At 45.4% G+C, this 15,604-nt stretch carries 13 protein-coding genes; 1 reads left to right on the plus strand and 12 read right to left on the minus strand.

Annotated features, from left to right (window positions below; translation table 11 throughout):
* From SCRDD08_RS12210 to proB, 11 genes are all read right to left on the minus strand, one after another.
* Positions 1-2,226 (minus strand): GbpC/Spa domain-containing protein (locus SCRDD08_RS12210; RefSeq protein ID WP_414162609.1); only part of this gene is annotated, 2,226 nt, incomplete at its 3' end.
* Positions 2,227-2,259: 33 nt separating this feature from the next.
* Entirely contained in the window at positions 2,260-2,445 is a 186-nt protein-coding gene (locus tag SCRDD08_RS11415) for a hypothetical protein (RefSeq protein WP_196756178.1), read from the minus strand.
* Positions 2,446-2,729: 284 nt separating this feature from the next.
* Entirely contained in the window at positions 2,730-2,858 is a 129-nt protein-coding gene (locus tag SCRDD08_RS12105) for a hypothetical protein (RefSeq protein ID WP_269139711.1), read from the minus strand.
* A 471-nt stretch (positions 2,859-3,329) separates the two neighbouring features.
* Entirely contained in the window at positions 3,330-4,208 is an 879-nt protein-coding gene (truB, locus tag SCRDD08_RS06615; protein ID WP_061422939.1) for a tRNA pseudouridine(55) synthase TruB, read from the minus strand.
* Positions 4,209-4,219: 11 nt separating this feature from the next.
* Positions 4,220-5,491 carry a DUF2130 domain-containing protein gene (locus SCRDD08_RS06620; protein ID WP_061422940.1) on the minus strand — a complete coding sequence of 424 codons (1,272 nt, stop codon included), beginning with the start codon at positions 5,489-5,491 and terminating at the stop codon, positions 4,220-4,222.
* Positions 5,492-5,583: 92 nt separating this feature from the next.
* On the minus strand, positions 5,584-7,329 hold the full coding sequence (locus SCRDD08_RS06625) for an ABC transporter ATP-binding protein (protein ID WP_061422941.1): 1,746 nt from the start codon (positions 7,327-7,329) through the stop codon (positions 5,584-5,586).
* The gene (locus tag SCRDD08_RS06630; RefSeq protein WP_061422942.1) at positions 7,322-9,088 is read right to left on the minus strand and encodes an ABC transporter ATP-binding protein; all 1,767 of its coding nucleotides are present in this window, start codon (positions 9,086-9,088) and stop codon (positions 7,322-7,324) included. The genes SCRDD08_RS06625 and SCRDD08_RS06630 overlap by 8 nt, the downstream gene beginning before the upstream one ends.
* 18 nt (positions 9,089-9,106) lie before the next feature.
* Positions 9,107-9,721, minus strand: coding sequence for a TetR/AcrR family transcriptional regulator (locus tag SCRDD08_RS06635; protein ID WP_061422943.1), 615 nt, complete (start codon positions 9,719-9,721; stop codon positions 9,107-9,109).
* A gap of 303 nt (positions 9,722-10,024) precedes the next feature.
* Positions 10,025-10,825 carry a pyrroline-5-carboxylate reductase gene (gene proC, locus SCRDD08_RS06640; protein ID WP_061422944.1) on the minus strand — a complete coding sequence of 267 codons (801 nt, stop codon included), beginning with the start codon at positions 10,823-10,825 and terminating at the stop codon, positions 10,025-10,027.
* Between the two features lie 2 nt (positions 10,826-10,827).
* Positions 10,828-12,090 carry a glutamate-5-semialdehyde dehydrogenase gene (locus SCRDD08_RS06645; protein ID WP_061422945.1) on the minus strand — a complete coding sequence of 421 codons (1,263 nt, stop codon included), beginning with the start codon at positions 12,088-12,090 and terminating at the stop codon, positions 10,828-10,830.
* Between the two features lie 96 nt (positions 12,091-12,186).
* Positions 12,187-13,296 (minus strand): glutamate 5-kinase, encoded by a 1,110-nt coding sequence (proB, locus tag SCRDD08_RS06650; RefSeq protein WP_061422946.1) that lies wholly within the window; start codon positions 13,294-13,296, stop codon positions 12,187-12,189.
* A 137-nt stretch (positions 13,297-13,433) separates the two neighbouring features.
* Here proB and SCRDD08_RS06655 point away from each other — a divergent pair, with 137 nt between their 5' ends.
* Positions 13,434-14,249 (plus strand): Cof-type HAD-IIB family hydrolase, encoded by an 816-nt coding sequence (locus tag SCRDD08_RS06655; RefSeq protein WP_061422947.1) that lies wholly within the window; start codon positions 13,434-13,436, stop codon positions 14,247-14,249.
* A gap of 113 nt (positions 14,250-14,362) precedes the next feature.
* Here SCRDD08_RS06655 and SCRDD08_RS06660 read toward each other — a convergent pair whose 3' ends face one another.
* Positions 14,363-15,514, minus strand: a complete 1,152-nt coding sequence (locus SCRDD08_RS06660) for an iron-containing alcohol dehydrogenase (protein WP_061422948.1) — start codon at positions 15,512-15,514, stop codon at positions 14,363-14,365.
* Between the last annotated feature and the right edge of the window lie 90 nt (positions 15,515-15,604).

The following is a 15,604-nucleotide window of genomic DNA, read 5'->3' on the forward strand; positions in this document are numbered from 1 at the left end:
TTTGCCATCCTTACCATCTTTAACAATGGTAGATGAGGTTACTTCGTCTGGATCCAATTGACCATTGCCGTTCTTATCAAGTCCAACTTTAACAGTATGAGTACCGTCGTTGTTGTCTACGACTTGAGCCAATGATGGCTTGCCATCTTCACCTTTTGCTCCTGTAGCTCCAGTTTCACCTTTATCGCCTTTAGCTCCGGCCGCACCTGTAGCACCTGTGGCACCGGTTGCGCCAGCTTTTCCATCTTTAATGACTGTAGAAGATGTCACTTCATCTGGATCAAGTTGACCATTGTTGTTCTTATCGAGTCCGACTTGAACAGTATGGGTACCGTTATTGTTATCGACTACTTTAGCTAGTGGAGATTTCCCATCTTTTCCGTCTTTGACGATAGTTGATGAGGTTACTTCGTCTGGATCCAACTGACCGTTGCCATTCTTATCAAGTCCAACTTTAACAGTATGAGTACCGTCGTTGTTGTCTACGACTTGAGCTAATGATGGCTTACCATCTTCACCTTTGGCACCAGTTGCGCCTGTAGCACCAGTTTCACCTTTATCGCCTTTAGCTCCGGTCGCGCCCTTATCGCCTTTTGGTCCTGCTGCACCTGTGGCTCCGGTTGCACCAGTTGCTCCTGTTGCACCCTTATCACCTTTTGGTCCTGCTGCGCCTGTGGCTCCGGTGGCTCCTGTTGCACCCTTATCACCTTTTGGTCCTGCTGCGCCTGTGGCTCCGGTTGCACCAGTTGCGCCTGTTGCACCCTTATCACCTTTTGGTCCTGCTGCGCCTGTGGCTCCGGTGGCTCCAGTTGCGCCTGTCGCACCCTTATCACCTTTTGGTCCTGCTGCGCCTGTGGCTCCGGTTGCGCCAGTTGCACCTTTATCACCTTTTGGTCCTGCTGCACCTGTGGCTCCGGTTGCGCCAGTAGCGCCCTTATCACCTTTTGGTCCAGTTGGTCCCGCATTACGTTTGACAACTATGATGGTATCTACAGGATCAACGTAATTGTGTCCTTTAAATCCTCTTACAGTTCCACCATTTTTAAGTGTCTCAAGTTCTTGAGCTGTAAACTTAGGATTTGGTACGTCATTTAGATTTTCTGGTTTTGGTCCTACAACAATAACCTGTCCGTCCTTACCTTGTTGGTAGACAATCTGAGAACCAGTTTGATTGTCGAAGGCGCGTTTTTGATCTGGAGTGGCATTCTCATAATCTACGACTCTGACATTATGTGGAATATCCATGACAAATCTGTCATAAGATTTTTCTGGTTCTGGTGCTGGAACTTCATTGACATATGCTGCAGGAGTATAAGTCAAATTAGGGTTCGTTACGACGTTATTCGCTTTTACGTTGGTATTAAATGAGAACCATTGGCGAATTGGACGTGGCCAGTGCTGACCAGGATTAGTGGTAGCAATATCAAAGCTCAATGATGTACCACTTGTAACTTTTGCAGCACCCGCTCCCCAGAATTCATTTGGATTACCTTGTTGGTCCCATTGATATTCAGTTTGGCCTTTATAAGAGTTATTCTTACCATTTGCATAGTACCAACCATTTGCCTGTGGAACGATAGAAGAACCTACAATTTGTACATTCTGCATATTTGAGCTCAAATTACCATAAATTTCAGCGTAAATATCATTCCCGTGGTGGTTACGTGAAGCGAAAGAAACAACACCAGGTGTTCTGCCAAAGTCTACCTTAGTGCCATCCGCATAATAGAATTCCCATTCCATATGCAATTGGTTACCAGTTCCTTTACGATCATAGCTGGATCCATTCCAAACTGTCATAGTTGGATCTTTATGGATAGCCATTACCATACTATCATCATAAGCAGAACTCTTCTTAGGCGTATATCGAGCAATAGCTTTCGTAATAGGTCGACCACCGGCAAATGAGTTATGCAAGGTGTACTCTACTGTTGTGGTTCTACCAACTTGCGTATGAACCATATAGTAACCGTCTGTTTGGTCCTTGATGATTCGTTCAGCTGCTGGCTGACTCGTATCGGCTCTAGTGATGACTGCATTTGGTTGGGTCGTTGTCCCGTCTCGCCACTCACTGTAGCTTCGACTATCCAAAGCTTCACGAACATATTGATTTCGAGATAAGAGGGTACTGTCTTTGACGAACCAGTCTCCTTGTGCCAGCTTAATCTTAGCCGTTGCATTTGGCTCATCAGAGAACACGAGGTTTTGCGGAGCAATTTGTTGCAAACTTCCTTCTTGACCAGTTAGTTGTTGAGCTCTTTATTTAGCCGTCAAGTAATCAGAGATTTTTTTATTCATTGCCTGAGCTTCAGCATTTTGAAGATCAGCTGCTTGACGTTCTAATCTGCGTCTTTCTTCGTCAGTTGTTGCGGTTCCAAAATTTCTAAGCTGGTTCGGTGTAACTGGCAAGTTCTCTGATGCTGCTCTATCCAACTGAGTTTTCAAGGCATTCGCTTGAACTGTAGCTAGATTACCATCTTGAGTAACAGTATAGTCAGATCCTTGGCGAGTAGCACCAGTATTTCGGAATCCTGATGTACCGCTAACACTTCTGAATCCTGATGAGCCTGAACGCTTAGGTTGTGCGGCTGCATTAGTTTCAGAACTTGCTGTTTTTGGCTCTGATTTTTCTTCTTTTGGCTCAGCCTTTTCTTCTGCTTTAGCTTCTTTCGGAGCGCTTGTTTCTTCTGACTTTTCATCTTTTGAAACAGCTGCTTCTTCTGCTTTAGCTACTTCTTCAGTGCTAGGCGCTGCTTGATCATTAGCTTCAGTTGCTTGAGCATTTGCATTTGCTGACGCAGCATTATTTTCAGGTTCAGCTTGTGCTTCAGTTGCCGGTTTCTCAGACTCTTTTTCATCTGAAACTCCAGCAGCTTCTGCTACTTGAGGTGCTTGATCTTGTGCAGAAGGACTAACTTCTTGCGCACCTGCAACTCCCCTTCCTAGAAAGAAAATACTTGATCCTAGAAAAACTGAACTTGCGCCCCATGCTCTCGTCTTACGAATTGTGAAACGTTGCCTTTCTATTTTCTTCCAGTCTTATCCCATGTATTGGAATCCTCCTTATTATTTTAAAATTGTCACTCTCTCAAGAGTACCATATAAGTGGGACTTAAGCAATTTCATAGCCCTTTTATTACTTAATCATTTTTAGTAAAACCATCCAATTTTTGAGTATTACTATTTCAGAATTCACAGTAATTTTATAAGTGTTTCCGGTCTATTTGGACAGTATATTTATACATTTTTTAGTTTATAGATTTGGTTAATTATTCTAGGCATAAAAAAATCCTGAAAATAAATTTCAGGACTCTGATATTTTCATATGATCAAAGAAAAACTTTTTTAGGTTTATAAGATTCTTCCCTTTTTTCTAAGATAGCGATAAGCTTACCTTTATGGAAACCAGCCAATATTGTTGCCGCATTTTCAATGAAAATAAAGCGACCAAAGCGGACTTCCTCTAGCTGTTCAGCCATCAGTTCAATCTTTGGTAGATCACCTGTCCCCAACTCCAAAGGCTGGAGAAAGGAGAAATCCTCCACTGCTACTCGCTCTGCTATTTCCTCCAAGGTCAAGGCATCGTCTAAGCTCATACCTGCTGAGGAAGTCCGTGTCAGCTGGGACATGTGACTGGCAAAGCCAAGCTTGGCTCCTAAATCAACAGACAGGGTTCGGACATAGGTTCCCTTGCTGCACTTGACTCGAAAGCGAAAGCGTGCTTGTTCATCTTCATAGGCAATCGGACTGGTGCGTTCAAAGCTATAGATGATCACTTGCCGCTCGGGACGCTCCACTTCTTGACCTGCACGCGCATACTCATAAAGCTTACGGCCATTGACCTTGACTGCTGAGTACATGGGCGGTATCTGGCGAATCTCACCAGTCATGGACTCCATCGCTTCATCGATAAGGGATTCTTCTAGAAGCTCTGTCACCGGAGTCCGCTCAAGGATGTCTCCGCTGGCATCTTCTGTTGTCGTTGAGCATCCTAGCGTAACCTCCCCCTCGTAGACCTTGCCTTCCTCCTGCATAAACTCGACCAAGCGTGTCGCCTTGCCCACAGCAATCGGAAGCACCCCGACTACATCTGGATCCAAGGTGCCCCCGTGACCAATTTTCTTCGTTCCCAAAATTTTACGCAGCTTAAAGACCGCATCATGCGAGGTCATGCCCGCTTCTTTTCTTAAGTTGATAATTCCGTTCATGTCTTACTTTCTTACTTCTCCTTCAAAGCTTCAAACTTAGCTTTCATAGTAGGATTTTTGCGTGTCAATTTTTTGACAGAGACGTCGTCCAGTTTATTATTAGCCAAGCGCAGCTGGTTTTCAGAGGTCGTCAGGAATTTCTTGATTTCTTCCATCCGACGGATGGCCTTGTCAATCTCCTCGATGGCCTTGCCGAAATTGGTCGAAGCAGACTGATAGTTCTTGGCAAAAGCAACTTTAAAGGCGTCCAAATCTTCCTCAAAATGCGTAATATCAATATTCTGCTCCCGCACCAAGGCCAGCTCCTGCTTGTATTGGAGCGAGTTGAGCGCAGCATTACGCAAAAGGGTAATCATGGGCAGGAAGAACTGTGGTCGGATAACATACATCTTCTCATAGGCATAGGACACATCGACAATACCCGAATTGTAGAGCTCGCTGTCAGCCTCCAGAAGTGTCACCAGAATAGCATACTCGCACCCCTTCTCCCGCCGGTCCTTATCCAGCTCTTTGAAGAAATGATCGTTTTTCTTCTTGGTTGCTGTCTCATCGCCTTCATTTTTCATCTCAAACATGATGGAGAGGATTTCTACACCATTTTCATCCACCTCACGGTAAATGTAGTCACCCTTGCTGCCAGTTCTGGCATCATTGTCCTTGCCAAATTCCGCTCGTGGAAACATGGCCATGCGGTTCTTGTTAAACTCGTACTCGCAGTGCTGTTCCAAACTCTCACCAATCATCTTAGTGGACTGCTTGGCCTTGAAATCCTTGTAGAACTCTATGGTCTCATCCTTCTGCCGTAGCTCTACCTCATAGCGCTCTTTGAGAGAAGTCTGAGCGAGTGCTGCTTCCTTTTCTTGCAAAACTAGCTGATTCTTAACCTCGTCGCGCTCTTTTTCCAGCGCAGACAAGGTCTTTTGGAGTTGATTTTCATGCTCCAAGCGCAGCGTTGTCAGCTGGCTTTCCAATCGCTGAACTTCCTTATCCTTCTCCTGCAATTGAAGATTAGCCGCCTGCTCCGCCTCTTTCTTTGCCAATTGCTGCTGGGTCTCAAACTGAGCAATCTGACTTTGAAGATTACTAATTTCCTGCTCTTTCTGCGATAGCAGAGCTTGTTGGACATTCTGGGATTTTTGGTCTGCTAAAGCTAGCTCCTGCTCAATCCGAACATGGATTTCCTTGTCAAGCTCCGCCGTCCGCACCTGCGACAAAAGCTTACTGTACTGGCTCTCATTGACTGTAAAAACCTCCCCGCAGTTGGGGCATTTAATTTCGTTCATGGCTACCTCATTCAAGATTTTTCTCTACTTCATTATACCATTCTTCCCTTTAAATGAAAAACAGCAAGCCGTTAGCCTGCTGTCTCAGTTTATCACTCTTCCATCTCAATCCGCCAACTGGCGGCTGTTTTTCTTTCTTGGATAAACTTACTGTAGATACCTTGTTTGGCTAGTAAGTCTTGGTGTTTACCCTGCTCGACAATGCGGCCTTGATCTAGCACCAAAATCTGGTCTGCATGCTCAACCGTCTTGAGTCGGTGGGCAATCATGATAATGGTCTTATCGCGAGTCAAAGCTTGAATAGCCTGCATGAGGGCTTCTTCGTTTTCTGGGTCAACATTGGCTGTTGCTTCATCCAGAATGATAATAGGTGCATCCTTGATAATAGCCCGTGCAATGGAAATGCGCTGACGCTCACCTCCAGAAAGACTGGCACCTCCTTCACCAATCTTGGTGTCATAGCCATCAGGCAGTGAGAGGATAAAGTCATGACAGGCTGCTTTCTTGGCAGCCTCTATCACTTCTTCCTGACTGGCCTCCGGCTTGCCAAAACGAATGTTATTGGCAATGGTATCCTCAAAGAGATAGACACTTTGGAAGACAAAGCTGAAATTACGAATCAGGCTGTCATAGCTGTAATCCCTGACATCATGCCCGTCCAGACTGATACTTCCCTGATCCACATCCCAGAAGCGGGCGATGAGGTTGCAGAGCGTTGTTTTGCCTGATCCAGAAGGTCCAACCAAAGCAGTTGTCGTTTTTTCGGGAATGGTGAGGGAAACTTGGTCAATAATTTTCTTATTTCCATAAGAGAAGCTAACATCTCTCAGCTCAATCCGACTGCTCTTAGGCTCAATATCCTGACCACTAATGTCCATCGGCTGGATAGCCAAGACTTGATTGACCATATCAACCGACAGATCAACAATACGCAGGAGAGAAGAGAAAGACCCAACGCCGTCTAGATTTTCATAAATCATAAAACCACTGACAATCATCATAATGGTTACCAGCAGCTCCATACTGCCATTAAGATAAAAGTAGATCGAGAAAAGCCCCATAAAGAGACCGGTCAGCTTGGTCACCATGCCCTGGAGGGCAATGTAAGGTGAGGTCACGAGTGTCATTTTGGTATCTAGCTGACTCTTGCCTTCAATAGCCTTGGACAGCTTCTTGGCAGAACGGTTGACCAGATTGTAGTTCTTAACCTCAGCAATCCCTTGGTTGTACTCCAAAACAACAGCTACCAGGTCCATATCCGCCTGATACTTGTCATCAGAAACCTTGCCAACTTGCCAACGCATGAGAGTATTTGGTAGGAGAAAGAGGACGAGACCCACCAAGAGAACCAGTCCAACCCGCCAGTCATAGAGAAAGACCAAAATAGTGATGAGACCAGTCGTCAGAAAGCCCTGCACAGTCATCATAACCACTCGTGTAGCTACATCAGACAGCCCTTCCAGCGTATTGGTCGTAACACTGGTAATCTTGCCCAAGCTATTTTGATTAAAGTAACCCATGGGCAGATAGCGCATGTGCTCGGCAATTTCAATCCGCTTCTGAGCACAGGTATGATAGCCTGCTTCCGTCTGCAGCATGGTAATTTTCAGGGTAATCCAGACGTTTAGCACAGTGGATACCAACATGATAGCCAGAGCCAGCCAGAAGGTCTGCATAGAGAGATTCTTCTCAATCAGTCCCATAACAACTAGACCGATTGCTGGGATACGCAGAGCGATGATAAAGGACTTGATGATGCCCAGATAAATGGATTGATAAAATTTCCTACGGTCCTCTGCCGTACAGAAATCAAAGAATTTCTTCAGTATATTAAGCATGAGTCAACCCTCCTTCCATCTCACCACTATCTCTGGTAGCAATATGGGCCTGCCACATGGAAGCATAAAGTGGACTTGCTGTCAGCAATTCTTCATGCCGGCCTCTAGCTTCAATCCGACCATCCTTGACCAGGACTATTTGGTCTGCACTCATAATCGTAGACAGCCTGTGGGCAATGACAATCAAGGTCCGTCCCTCGATCAGACGAGCTAGACTGGATTGGATTCGTGCTTCATTTTCCGGATCTGTATAAGCAGTCGCTTCATCCAAAATAAGAATCGGCGCATCCTTAAGCATGGCACGGGCGATGGCAATCCGCTGACGCTCCCCACCAGATAGATGACTGCCGCCAGAGCCTACTTGAGTTCCAAAGCCGTCTTCCAAGTTCATGATAAAGTCATAACAGCCACAGCGACGGGCAATTTCGATGACCTCTTCATCAGATGCTGCTGGATTTCCCATCCGGATATTTTCCATAATAGTCTCATCAAAGAGATAGTTATCCTGGGTCACATAAGCAATCTGCCGACTGTAATAGTCTAGCGGAAGCTGGCGAATATCCAAACCACCATAGGTAATCTGACCAGAACTGACATCCCAGAAAGAAGCCAGAAGCTTAGCAATTGTAGACTTACCTGAGCCTGATGGCCCAACTAAAGCATTGATGCTGCCAGCCTTAATATCTAGCGAAATTCCATGCAGCACCTCCTCTTCATCTGTATAGCCAAAGCTGACATTCGTCATGACCAGATCCCTTCCTTTTGGAAGTTCTCTCAGCTCCCGAGGCCTTTTCAAATCAGGCTTTTCCAAAGTATCAATGACTTGGCCAAAAATAGTCCCGATTTTCCGTAAATCGTCCATGTAACTAGCCACTAAAATCAGAGGAGTCAGCAGACTGAGCGAAAGAATAATCATCAGAATGAAATTGCCAGCAGTCAAGCTGCCTTGCAGATAGAAATAACAGCCAGCCGGCAGCAGAAAAAGCAAGCCTGATGGCAGAAAAGCAGTCACAATGCCCATCTCCAGATTGAACTTGCGCATCCACTCAATAAAGCAGTCTGCTCCTTCTCTAGCAGCCGTCACAAACTTATCGTAAGAAAATTTTTCCTTGCCAAAGACCTTAATGACCTCAATCCCATTGATGTATTCCACCGCTGTATCATTGAGCTTTTTGGTCTTGACCAGAGTATTTTGATAGTCTGCTTCGCTATTGACAGCCATACGAACATAGGCCAGCACAACGATAGGAATAGTCAGGAGAGACAGCAAGGTCAGCCGCCAATCGATGACCAGCATGGCAATGAGGACAATAATCGGACCAAAAATCCCAGCAGTAAACTCTGGAATCAGATGAGCCAAAGTCGTTTCGGTCGCATCTACCCGCTCGACAATGATGTTTTTATAACTGCCTGATGACTGGCTGAGTACTGTACCTAGAGGCAGCCTAGCTAGCTTGTTTGTCAGTCGACGCCGTATTTCCGCTAAAATCTTAAAAGTAGCCGTATGTGACAGCATGGTAGAAATACCGTGGAAGCCCCAGTAGCCAATCCAGGTCAGACCCGCCCAAGCCGACTGCTGCAGGTAGAAATCCCAGTTTTTATTGCCAGCCAAGAGCTGATTAATCATTCCACCAATAAAGAAATAAGGCAGAAATCCTGAAAGCACAGAGGCAAAAGCAAAGATCAGACTGAGCACAAAATATAGCTTATGATGGGAAACAAAGTCCCAGATCCAAGCAAGAACAGATTTTTTCTTCATAGAATTTCCTTCTTTCTATCAAAAACCGAGCAAACCTCCCCAGTCAAACAAGTCCATGATGGAATGGCAAAATTCCAGCGCCTGCTCTTGGGGCCAGTCTTGAGCCAAAGGCTCAAATACAGCTGTGTAATAAGCTGTCATGCACGATCGCAGAAACTCGTGTTTGACCAAATGATTGATCTTCCCCTCTTTGTAAGCCAGCTCCAAATAGCGATAAGTCTCGTCTGCAGCCAAATGAGGCAGACGCATCCTGAAGTCCGCTTGCGAAGAACCCTGAGATTTAAAGAGCAAGAGCTGCATAATATCCTTATGCTTATATAGAATCCGCATCAGGGACTGGAGATCCTCTAAGCGATGAGTCCACATATCAGACAGGAGGTGCCCCTCCTCTAGGAAAGTATAATCACGCCGCTTCTGCTCTTGTCCATACTGATCTAAGGCTGTCAGAGTAGGCTCAAGCAGAGCACTAAAGAGACTGTCCTTACCCTCATAGCGCTTATAAAGTGCCCCAGTCGTCAAGCCAGCAGCGCGACAAATTCTCCGCAGTGAAGCATCCTGATAGCCATAAGCCAAGAACTCACTCCTCGCACTTTCCAAGATTTTTTCGTTTAACTCATCTGTTTCTTTTTTCATGATTTTGATTTGATAACACTGTTATCACCTTTCTCCTTTTATTATAAATTCTGACAATTTAACTGTCAAGGAAAAACAAAAGAAAAATGAGCTAAGCTGTTGATTTTTAAATCTACTTCTTCTTATAGCAAAGTCTCCATCTATCTACCTAGCATGGATAACTATTTTGAAAAACAAAAAGACACTCGTACTGACTTTAAACAAGTCATCTACGAGTGTCTCTCTGCACCACTTTATATGATGATGTGGTATATCACTTGACGATTCTATTTTTTCTTCAAAAAAGGCAAAATGACAATTACCCTACTTACCAAGTTCCTTCGTCCTCTTGTAGGCTGCTTGAACGGCAGCCATGACCGTTCCTCGAAAGGCATTTTCTTCTAGACTGGCCGTCCCAGCAATGGTCGAACCGGCCGGACTGCAGACCTGGTCTTTGAGTTGAGCCGGATGTTGCCCGGTGACCTGACTTAGCTTGGCAGCGCCTAAAAGGGTCTGATTGGCCAGTTGAAGGGCTATGTCGCGACTGAGTCCTGCTTGGACACCTGCATCTGCTAAAGCCTCTATAAAGAGATAGACGAAAGCTGGTCCGCAGCCAGCAAGAGCTGTCGCCGCATCCAACTGCTTTTCCTCTAGTTTGACCAAAAGGCCAGCCGAAGAAAGAAGTCCCCGCAACAATTCTTCGTCTGCTTGATTCGCTTGCAGGGATAAGGCATAGCTAACAACCCCCTCGCCAACAGCTACCGGTGTATTAGGCATGATCCGAATCCAACGATGGCGACTAGATGTCAATTTTTCTAACGTTTCCAAAGGCAGCCCAGCAGCCATTGAAACCAGCAAAAGAGAGTCCCGTTTTTCTAGAATTTCCCGATAATCAGCCAGCAAGTCAGCAAATTGAGCTGGTTTGATACCCAGAAAAATGACCTCTGCCTGATCAAAAACTTCTGCATTACTGACCGGCTGACCACCAACTTCCGCAGCAATCTTTTCAGCCTTGTCACGACTGCGATTGGCTAGTAGTAATTCGCTTCTATATCTTTCATCTTGGGCAACTAGACGAGCGAGATTACCACCCATATTTCCCAGACCGATAAATCCAATTTTCATCTTTATTTCCTCACTTGACCCGTCCCTTGGATGACGTATTTATAGCTGGTCAACTCTTTTAGTCCCATAGGACCTCTGGCATGCAGTTTTTGAGTGGAAATCCCCATTTCGCAACCAAGGCCAAATTGACCGCCATCTGTAAAGCGGGTTGAGGCATTGACATAAACTGCTGCGCTATCCACCTGCTCTGTGAAGTAAGCCGCCGCTGCATCATTCTCCGTCACAATGGCATCCGAGTGATGGGTGCTGTGAGCTTCAATATGCTCCACCGCTTCTTCCAGCGAGGAAACCAGCTTGACTGCTAAGATATAGTCCAAAAATTCGGTATCAAAATCTTCCGATCTAGCTTGTGAGCCCGAGATATACTGAGCTGCTTTCTCATCCAGACGCAATTCAACAAAGTTTTCTTGCGCAGCATCACGATCTGTCACCAGCATCTTCTGCACACGTGGTAAAAATGTTGCTGCAATTTCTTCATGAACCAGCAGTACCTCCATGGCATTGCAGACTGAGGGACGACTGGTCTTAGCATTTTCAATAATCGCCAAAGCCTTGTCTTGATCAGCATCCTTATCTACATAAACATGGACAATTCCAGTACCTGTTTCAATAACTGGCACAGTCGCATTCTCCACGACTGCCTGAATCAACCCGGCACCTCCACGAGGAATAAGCAGATCCAGATATCCCTTGGCCTTCATCATAGCCTGGGCGGAAGCCCGACTGGTATCAGAAACCAACTGGATACAATCCGGCGAAATCTTGGTCTGAGCCAAACCTTTTTTCAGAGCTGTGACAATAGCTAGTGCTGTCTGATAAGCATCCTTGCCACTTCTGAGAACGACTGCACTACCACTTTTTAGGGCGAGAGCCGCAGCGTCTGAGGTGACGTTAGGCCGGCTTTCGTAGATAATACCAATCACGCCCATAGCCACCCGCTTTTTGCTGATGACGAGGCCGTTCTCAAGCTCGGTCCTTTCCAAGACTTGCCCTACAGGATCCTCCAAGTCAATCAGCTGACGAATGCCCTCTGCCATGCCAGCAATCCGATCCTCATCTAGATAAAGGCGGTCCAGCATGACATCTGAAATCTTACCTTTAGCCGCTGCCATATCCAGTTCATTAGCTGCCAAAATGTCCGCACGAGAAAGCCAGAGCTGCTTTGCCATTTCTTCCAACGCTTTGTTTTTCTCAGCAGTTGTAACTGTGTTGATTGATTTTTTTGACTTTTTTACAATTTCAAATAATTCTTGTGTTGAGGTCATAGCGCCTCCTTTCGTAAGATACAATAATTTCTTTTTTCTATTGGCGAAGATGTTGGAGAGTTCGGGTAAAGGAAATAAGTAAGCTCCTATGTCCTCTTAAAATTCAGAAAAGAGCAATTGGAGCTCTGGAGTAATAGAAATCCAATCGTCACGATGAATCACGACTCCCTTTGGTTTACTAGATCGCAGCATGTCCTTGAGGGCAGGTTTACCAAAGCGCACGCGCCCCTTTCCTAAAATCGCACCAGTCTCTTCTTCGTACACCGTTACCGTATCTTGGTAAGAAAAATGCCCCTCTAACCTAACAATTCCTGATGCCAGGAGGCTTTTGCCATCGTAGCGGAGTGCCTGTGCCGCTCCCTCATCTACATAGATGGCACCTTGGCTCTTGGCATAGAAGGCTAGCCACTGCTTTTGTGTTTTCAAGCCCTTATCCTGCGCTAAGAAAAGGCTCCCGTCTCGAGTCTGGCTCGCCGCCTCCAATAAAGCATTGCTTTTAAGTGACGAACAAATATAAACTGGTACACCAGACATGGTCGCCAAAGTTGCTGCTTTGATCTTAGTCAGCATGCCACCAGTGCCATTGCTGGAGCCCGCACCACCTGCCATGTCAATCAAATCGCTAGAGATCGTCTCAATTCTTTCAAGACGTTGGGCGGTTGGATCTGAAGCTGGGTTAGCAGTGTAAAGCCCATCAACATCTGTCAAAAGTACCAAAAGATCCGCCTGAACCATGGCTGCCACCTGAGCACTGAGCGTATCATTGTCTCCCACCTTTAGCTCCTCGATAGAAACTGTGTCATTTTCATTGATAATGGGAATGGCACCCCGATTAAGGAGGACTGACAGAGCTTGGTGGGCATTTTTGTAACGTCGCTTATCCGCAAAATCATCCTGCGTCAGCAAAATCTGGGCAGATACAATCTTTTTCAGAAGCAGATTGGTGGTGTACTCCTCTAGGAGAAGGCCCTGACCAACAGCTGCCGAAGCCTGTTTATCGGCCACCTTGGTGGGGCGTTTTGTAAAGCCTAGAGAAGAAAAACCTGCCGCAATGGCTCCAGACGATACCAAAATCAACTCGTGCCCTGCTTCATGCAAGACCGATAATTGATGCGTGATTTCCCGCACCTTTGCCCGCGACAGGCTGCCGTCAGGATTTGTCAATGAGCTCGTTCCAACTTTAAATACAATACGCTTTGCTTTCATAGCTTCTCTTTTCCTTACTAGATTTTCTTATTATACCATAAGGACAGGAAAATTAAAAAAACAATCTTTCCCCATTTCTGCTCTCCTAGCAATAGAAAATATGCTATAATATTCACAAATACTATTGGAGAAAAACTATGATCAAACTAATTGCCCTTGATATGGATGGAACCCTACTAACTGAGGAAAAAAAGATTCCTCAAGCTCATATTGATGCTATCCACCAAGCTATCCAAGCTGGAGTAAAACTGGTTCTCTGTACAGGCAGACCGCTCGTGGGAGTCAAGCCCTACTATCAGGAGTTGGGCTTGGAGAATGAAAATGAATATGTCATCGTAGACAATGGCTGCGCTATCCATCAGACTAGCGATTGGCAGGTCGTCGACTGGCAAGAATTAAAGCCCAATGACATTCGCTACCTCTACAGTTTGGCCGAGCAGAGCCAAGTACAGTTGACCTTGTTTGATGAAGAGCATTACTTCGTCGTAGGAGAAAAAGCCAGCAAAATTGTGACAGATGATGCGGCTCTTGTCTTTACGACTCCTACTGAAATCAGCCTTGAAGAAGCTTGCAGCGGTCAGCATCGAATGTTTCAAGCTATGTTTCTAGGAAATCCAGAACAGGTAGATGATTTTGAGACCAAGTTCTCACAAGAACTCTGCCAACGATTCAGTGGCGTCCGTTCCCAGCCTGTCATCTACGAGGCGATGCCAAAAGGTGTTACCAAAGCCTTTGCCCTAGAACATCTGGCGCAACGTCTAGAAATCAAGCCTGAGGAAATCATGGCACTGGGCGATGCTAATAACGATATTGAAATGCTGCAGTTTGCTGGCTTGGGCGTTGCCATGGGGAATGCTAGCAACCATGTCAAAAGCGTGGCCGACTATGTAACAGATAGCAATGAAGAAAATGGCGTTGCCACAGCTATTGCTAAGTTTATCCTAGGGCACTAATCCTGTACTCAACATATTTCCATAAATTAAAAAGACAGTTGTAGGAGAGAGAGCAACTGTCTTTTTTTGATATAAATCAACTAAGTTTAGAGGGAGAGCCTTTCTCCTTTGGCTTAAAACAATTCTTTGTATAAAGCAATTGTTTCTCCCAAAGTCGGCATGAAAGGATTGCCAGGTACGCAAGCATCAATCAAGGCATTCTTAGAAAGGTATTCAAAGTCAAAGTCCTTTTCTTCAATACCAAGCTCGGTCAATTTCTTGGGAATACCGACCGTTTCAGACAAGGTTTCGATTTCCGAAATGGCATATGCTGCACACTCTTCATCAGTCTTGCCTTCGGTATGCAAGCCTAAAGCTTTAGCTACATTTCTAAAGGCTGCTGGCACACGTTTGGCATTTTCACGCTCAACTACTGGCAGGAGCATAGCACAGCAAACGCCATGAGGTAGATGATAGACCGCACCAAGCTGGTGAGCCATCGAATGCACATAACCTAGACCTGCATTGTTAAAGGACATGCCGCCGAGGAAAATAGCATTGACCATAGCTTCACGCGCTTCTATATCATGACCATTAGCGACTGCTCGCGGCAAATATTCCTTGATCAACTCAATAGCACCGATAGACAGTTTCTTGGTCACGCCATAAGCACCAGGAGTTACCAAGGCCTCAACAGCATGAGTCAAAGCATCCATCCCAGTCGCTGCTGTTAAATTAGCTGGTTTGGAAACCATGAGCTCTGGGTCATTGACAGAGATGAGAGCCAGACTGTTTTTATCAACCATCACCATCTTAACCTTACGTTCTTCGTCCGTTATAACATAGTTGATAGTGATTTCGGCAGAAGTCCCTGCCGTAGTGTTGATGGCTACAACTGGCAACCCCTTTTCTTTAGACTTGTGGAGCCCTTCATAATCCTGCGGCTTGCCCCCATTTGTCGCCATGATGGAAATACAGCTAGCAGCATCTTGAGGTGAGCCACCGCCAACACTGATGATAAAATCACAGTCATTTTCTTGAAGAGTAGCTAAGCCATCGTAGACATTCTTACAAGATGGATTTGGGTCTACACCTTCAAAAACCACATATTCAATGCCTTCTGCTTCTAGCGGTTTGATGACTTTTGGTAAAATGTCACTGGATGCAATGTAGTGGTCTGTAACGATGAGAGCTTTCTTGAAGCCAAGCTCTTTGACATGACCGCCAAATTCATTGATGACACCCTTACCAATCAAATTGACTGATGGAACGTAGAAAACTGACATAATGATTTCCTCCTTAATTGAGCACAAAGCTCTATTGCATATGTTAATATAATTTTACTACTTTCTCTACTGCATTTCAAATAATTATAC

The sequence above is a fragment of the Streptococcus cristatus genome (assembly GCF_001578775.1).
Lineage (GTDB): Bacteria > Bacillota > Bacilli > Lactobacillales > Streptococcaceae > Streptococcus > Streptococcus cristatus_A.

Excerpts from the sequence above, each read along its gene's own strand:
- SCRDD08_RS12105 (WP_269139711.1), bottom strand. The coding sequence starts at position 2,858 with ATGAAAAAGAGTCTGAGAAACCGGCAACTGAAGCACAAGCTGAACCTG.
- truB (WP_061422939.1), bottom strand. The coding sequence starts at position 4,208 with ATGAACGGAATTATCAACTTAAGAAAAGAAGCGGGCATGACCTCGCAT.
- SCRDD08_RS06620 (WP_061422940.1), bottom strand. The coding sequence starts at position 5,491 with ATGAACGAAATTAAATGCCCCAACTGCGGGGAGGTTTTTACAGTCAAT.
- SCRDD08_RS06625 (WP_061422941.1), bottom strand. The coding sequence starts at position 7,329 with ATGCTTAATATACTGAAGAAATTCTTTGATTTCTGTACGGCAGAGGAC.
- SCRDD08_RS06630 (WP_061422942.1), bottom strand. The coding sequence starts at position 9,088 with ATGAAGAAAAAATCTGTTCTTGCTTGGATCTGGGACTTTGTTTCCCAT.
- SCRDD08_RS06635 (WP_061422943.1), bottom strand. The coding sequence starts at position 9,721 with ATGAAAAAAGAAACAGATGAGTTAAACGAAAAAATCTTGGAAAGTGCG.
- proC (WP_061422944.1), bottom strand. The coding sequence starts at position 10,825 with ATGAAAATTGGATTTATCGGTCTGGGAAATATGGGTGGTAATCTCGCT.
- SCRDD08_RS06645 (WP_061422945.1), bottom strand. The coding sequence starts at position 12,090 with ATGACCTCAACACAAGAATTATTTGAAATTGTAAAAAAGTCAAAAAAA.
- proB (WP_061422946.1), bottom strand. The coding sequence starts at position 13,296 with ATGAAAGCAAAGCGTATTGTATTTAAAGTTGGAACGAGCTCATTGACA.
- SCRDD08_RS06655 (WP_061422947.1), top strand. The coding sequence starts at position 13,434 with ATGATCAAACTAATTGCCCTTGATATGGATGGAACCCTACTAACTGAG.
- SCRDD08_RS06660 (WP_061422948.1), bottom strand. The coding sequence starts at position 15,514 with ATGTCAGTTTTCTACGTTCCATCAGTCAATTTGATTGGTAAGGGTGTC.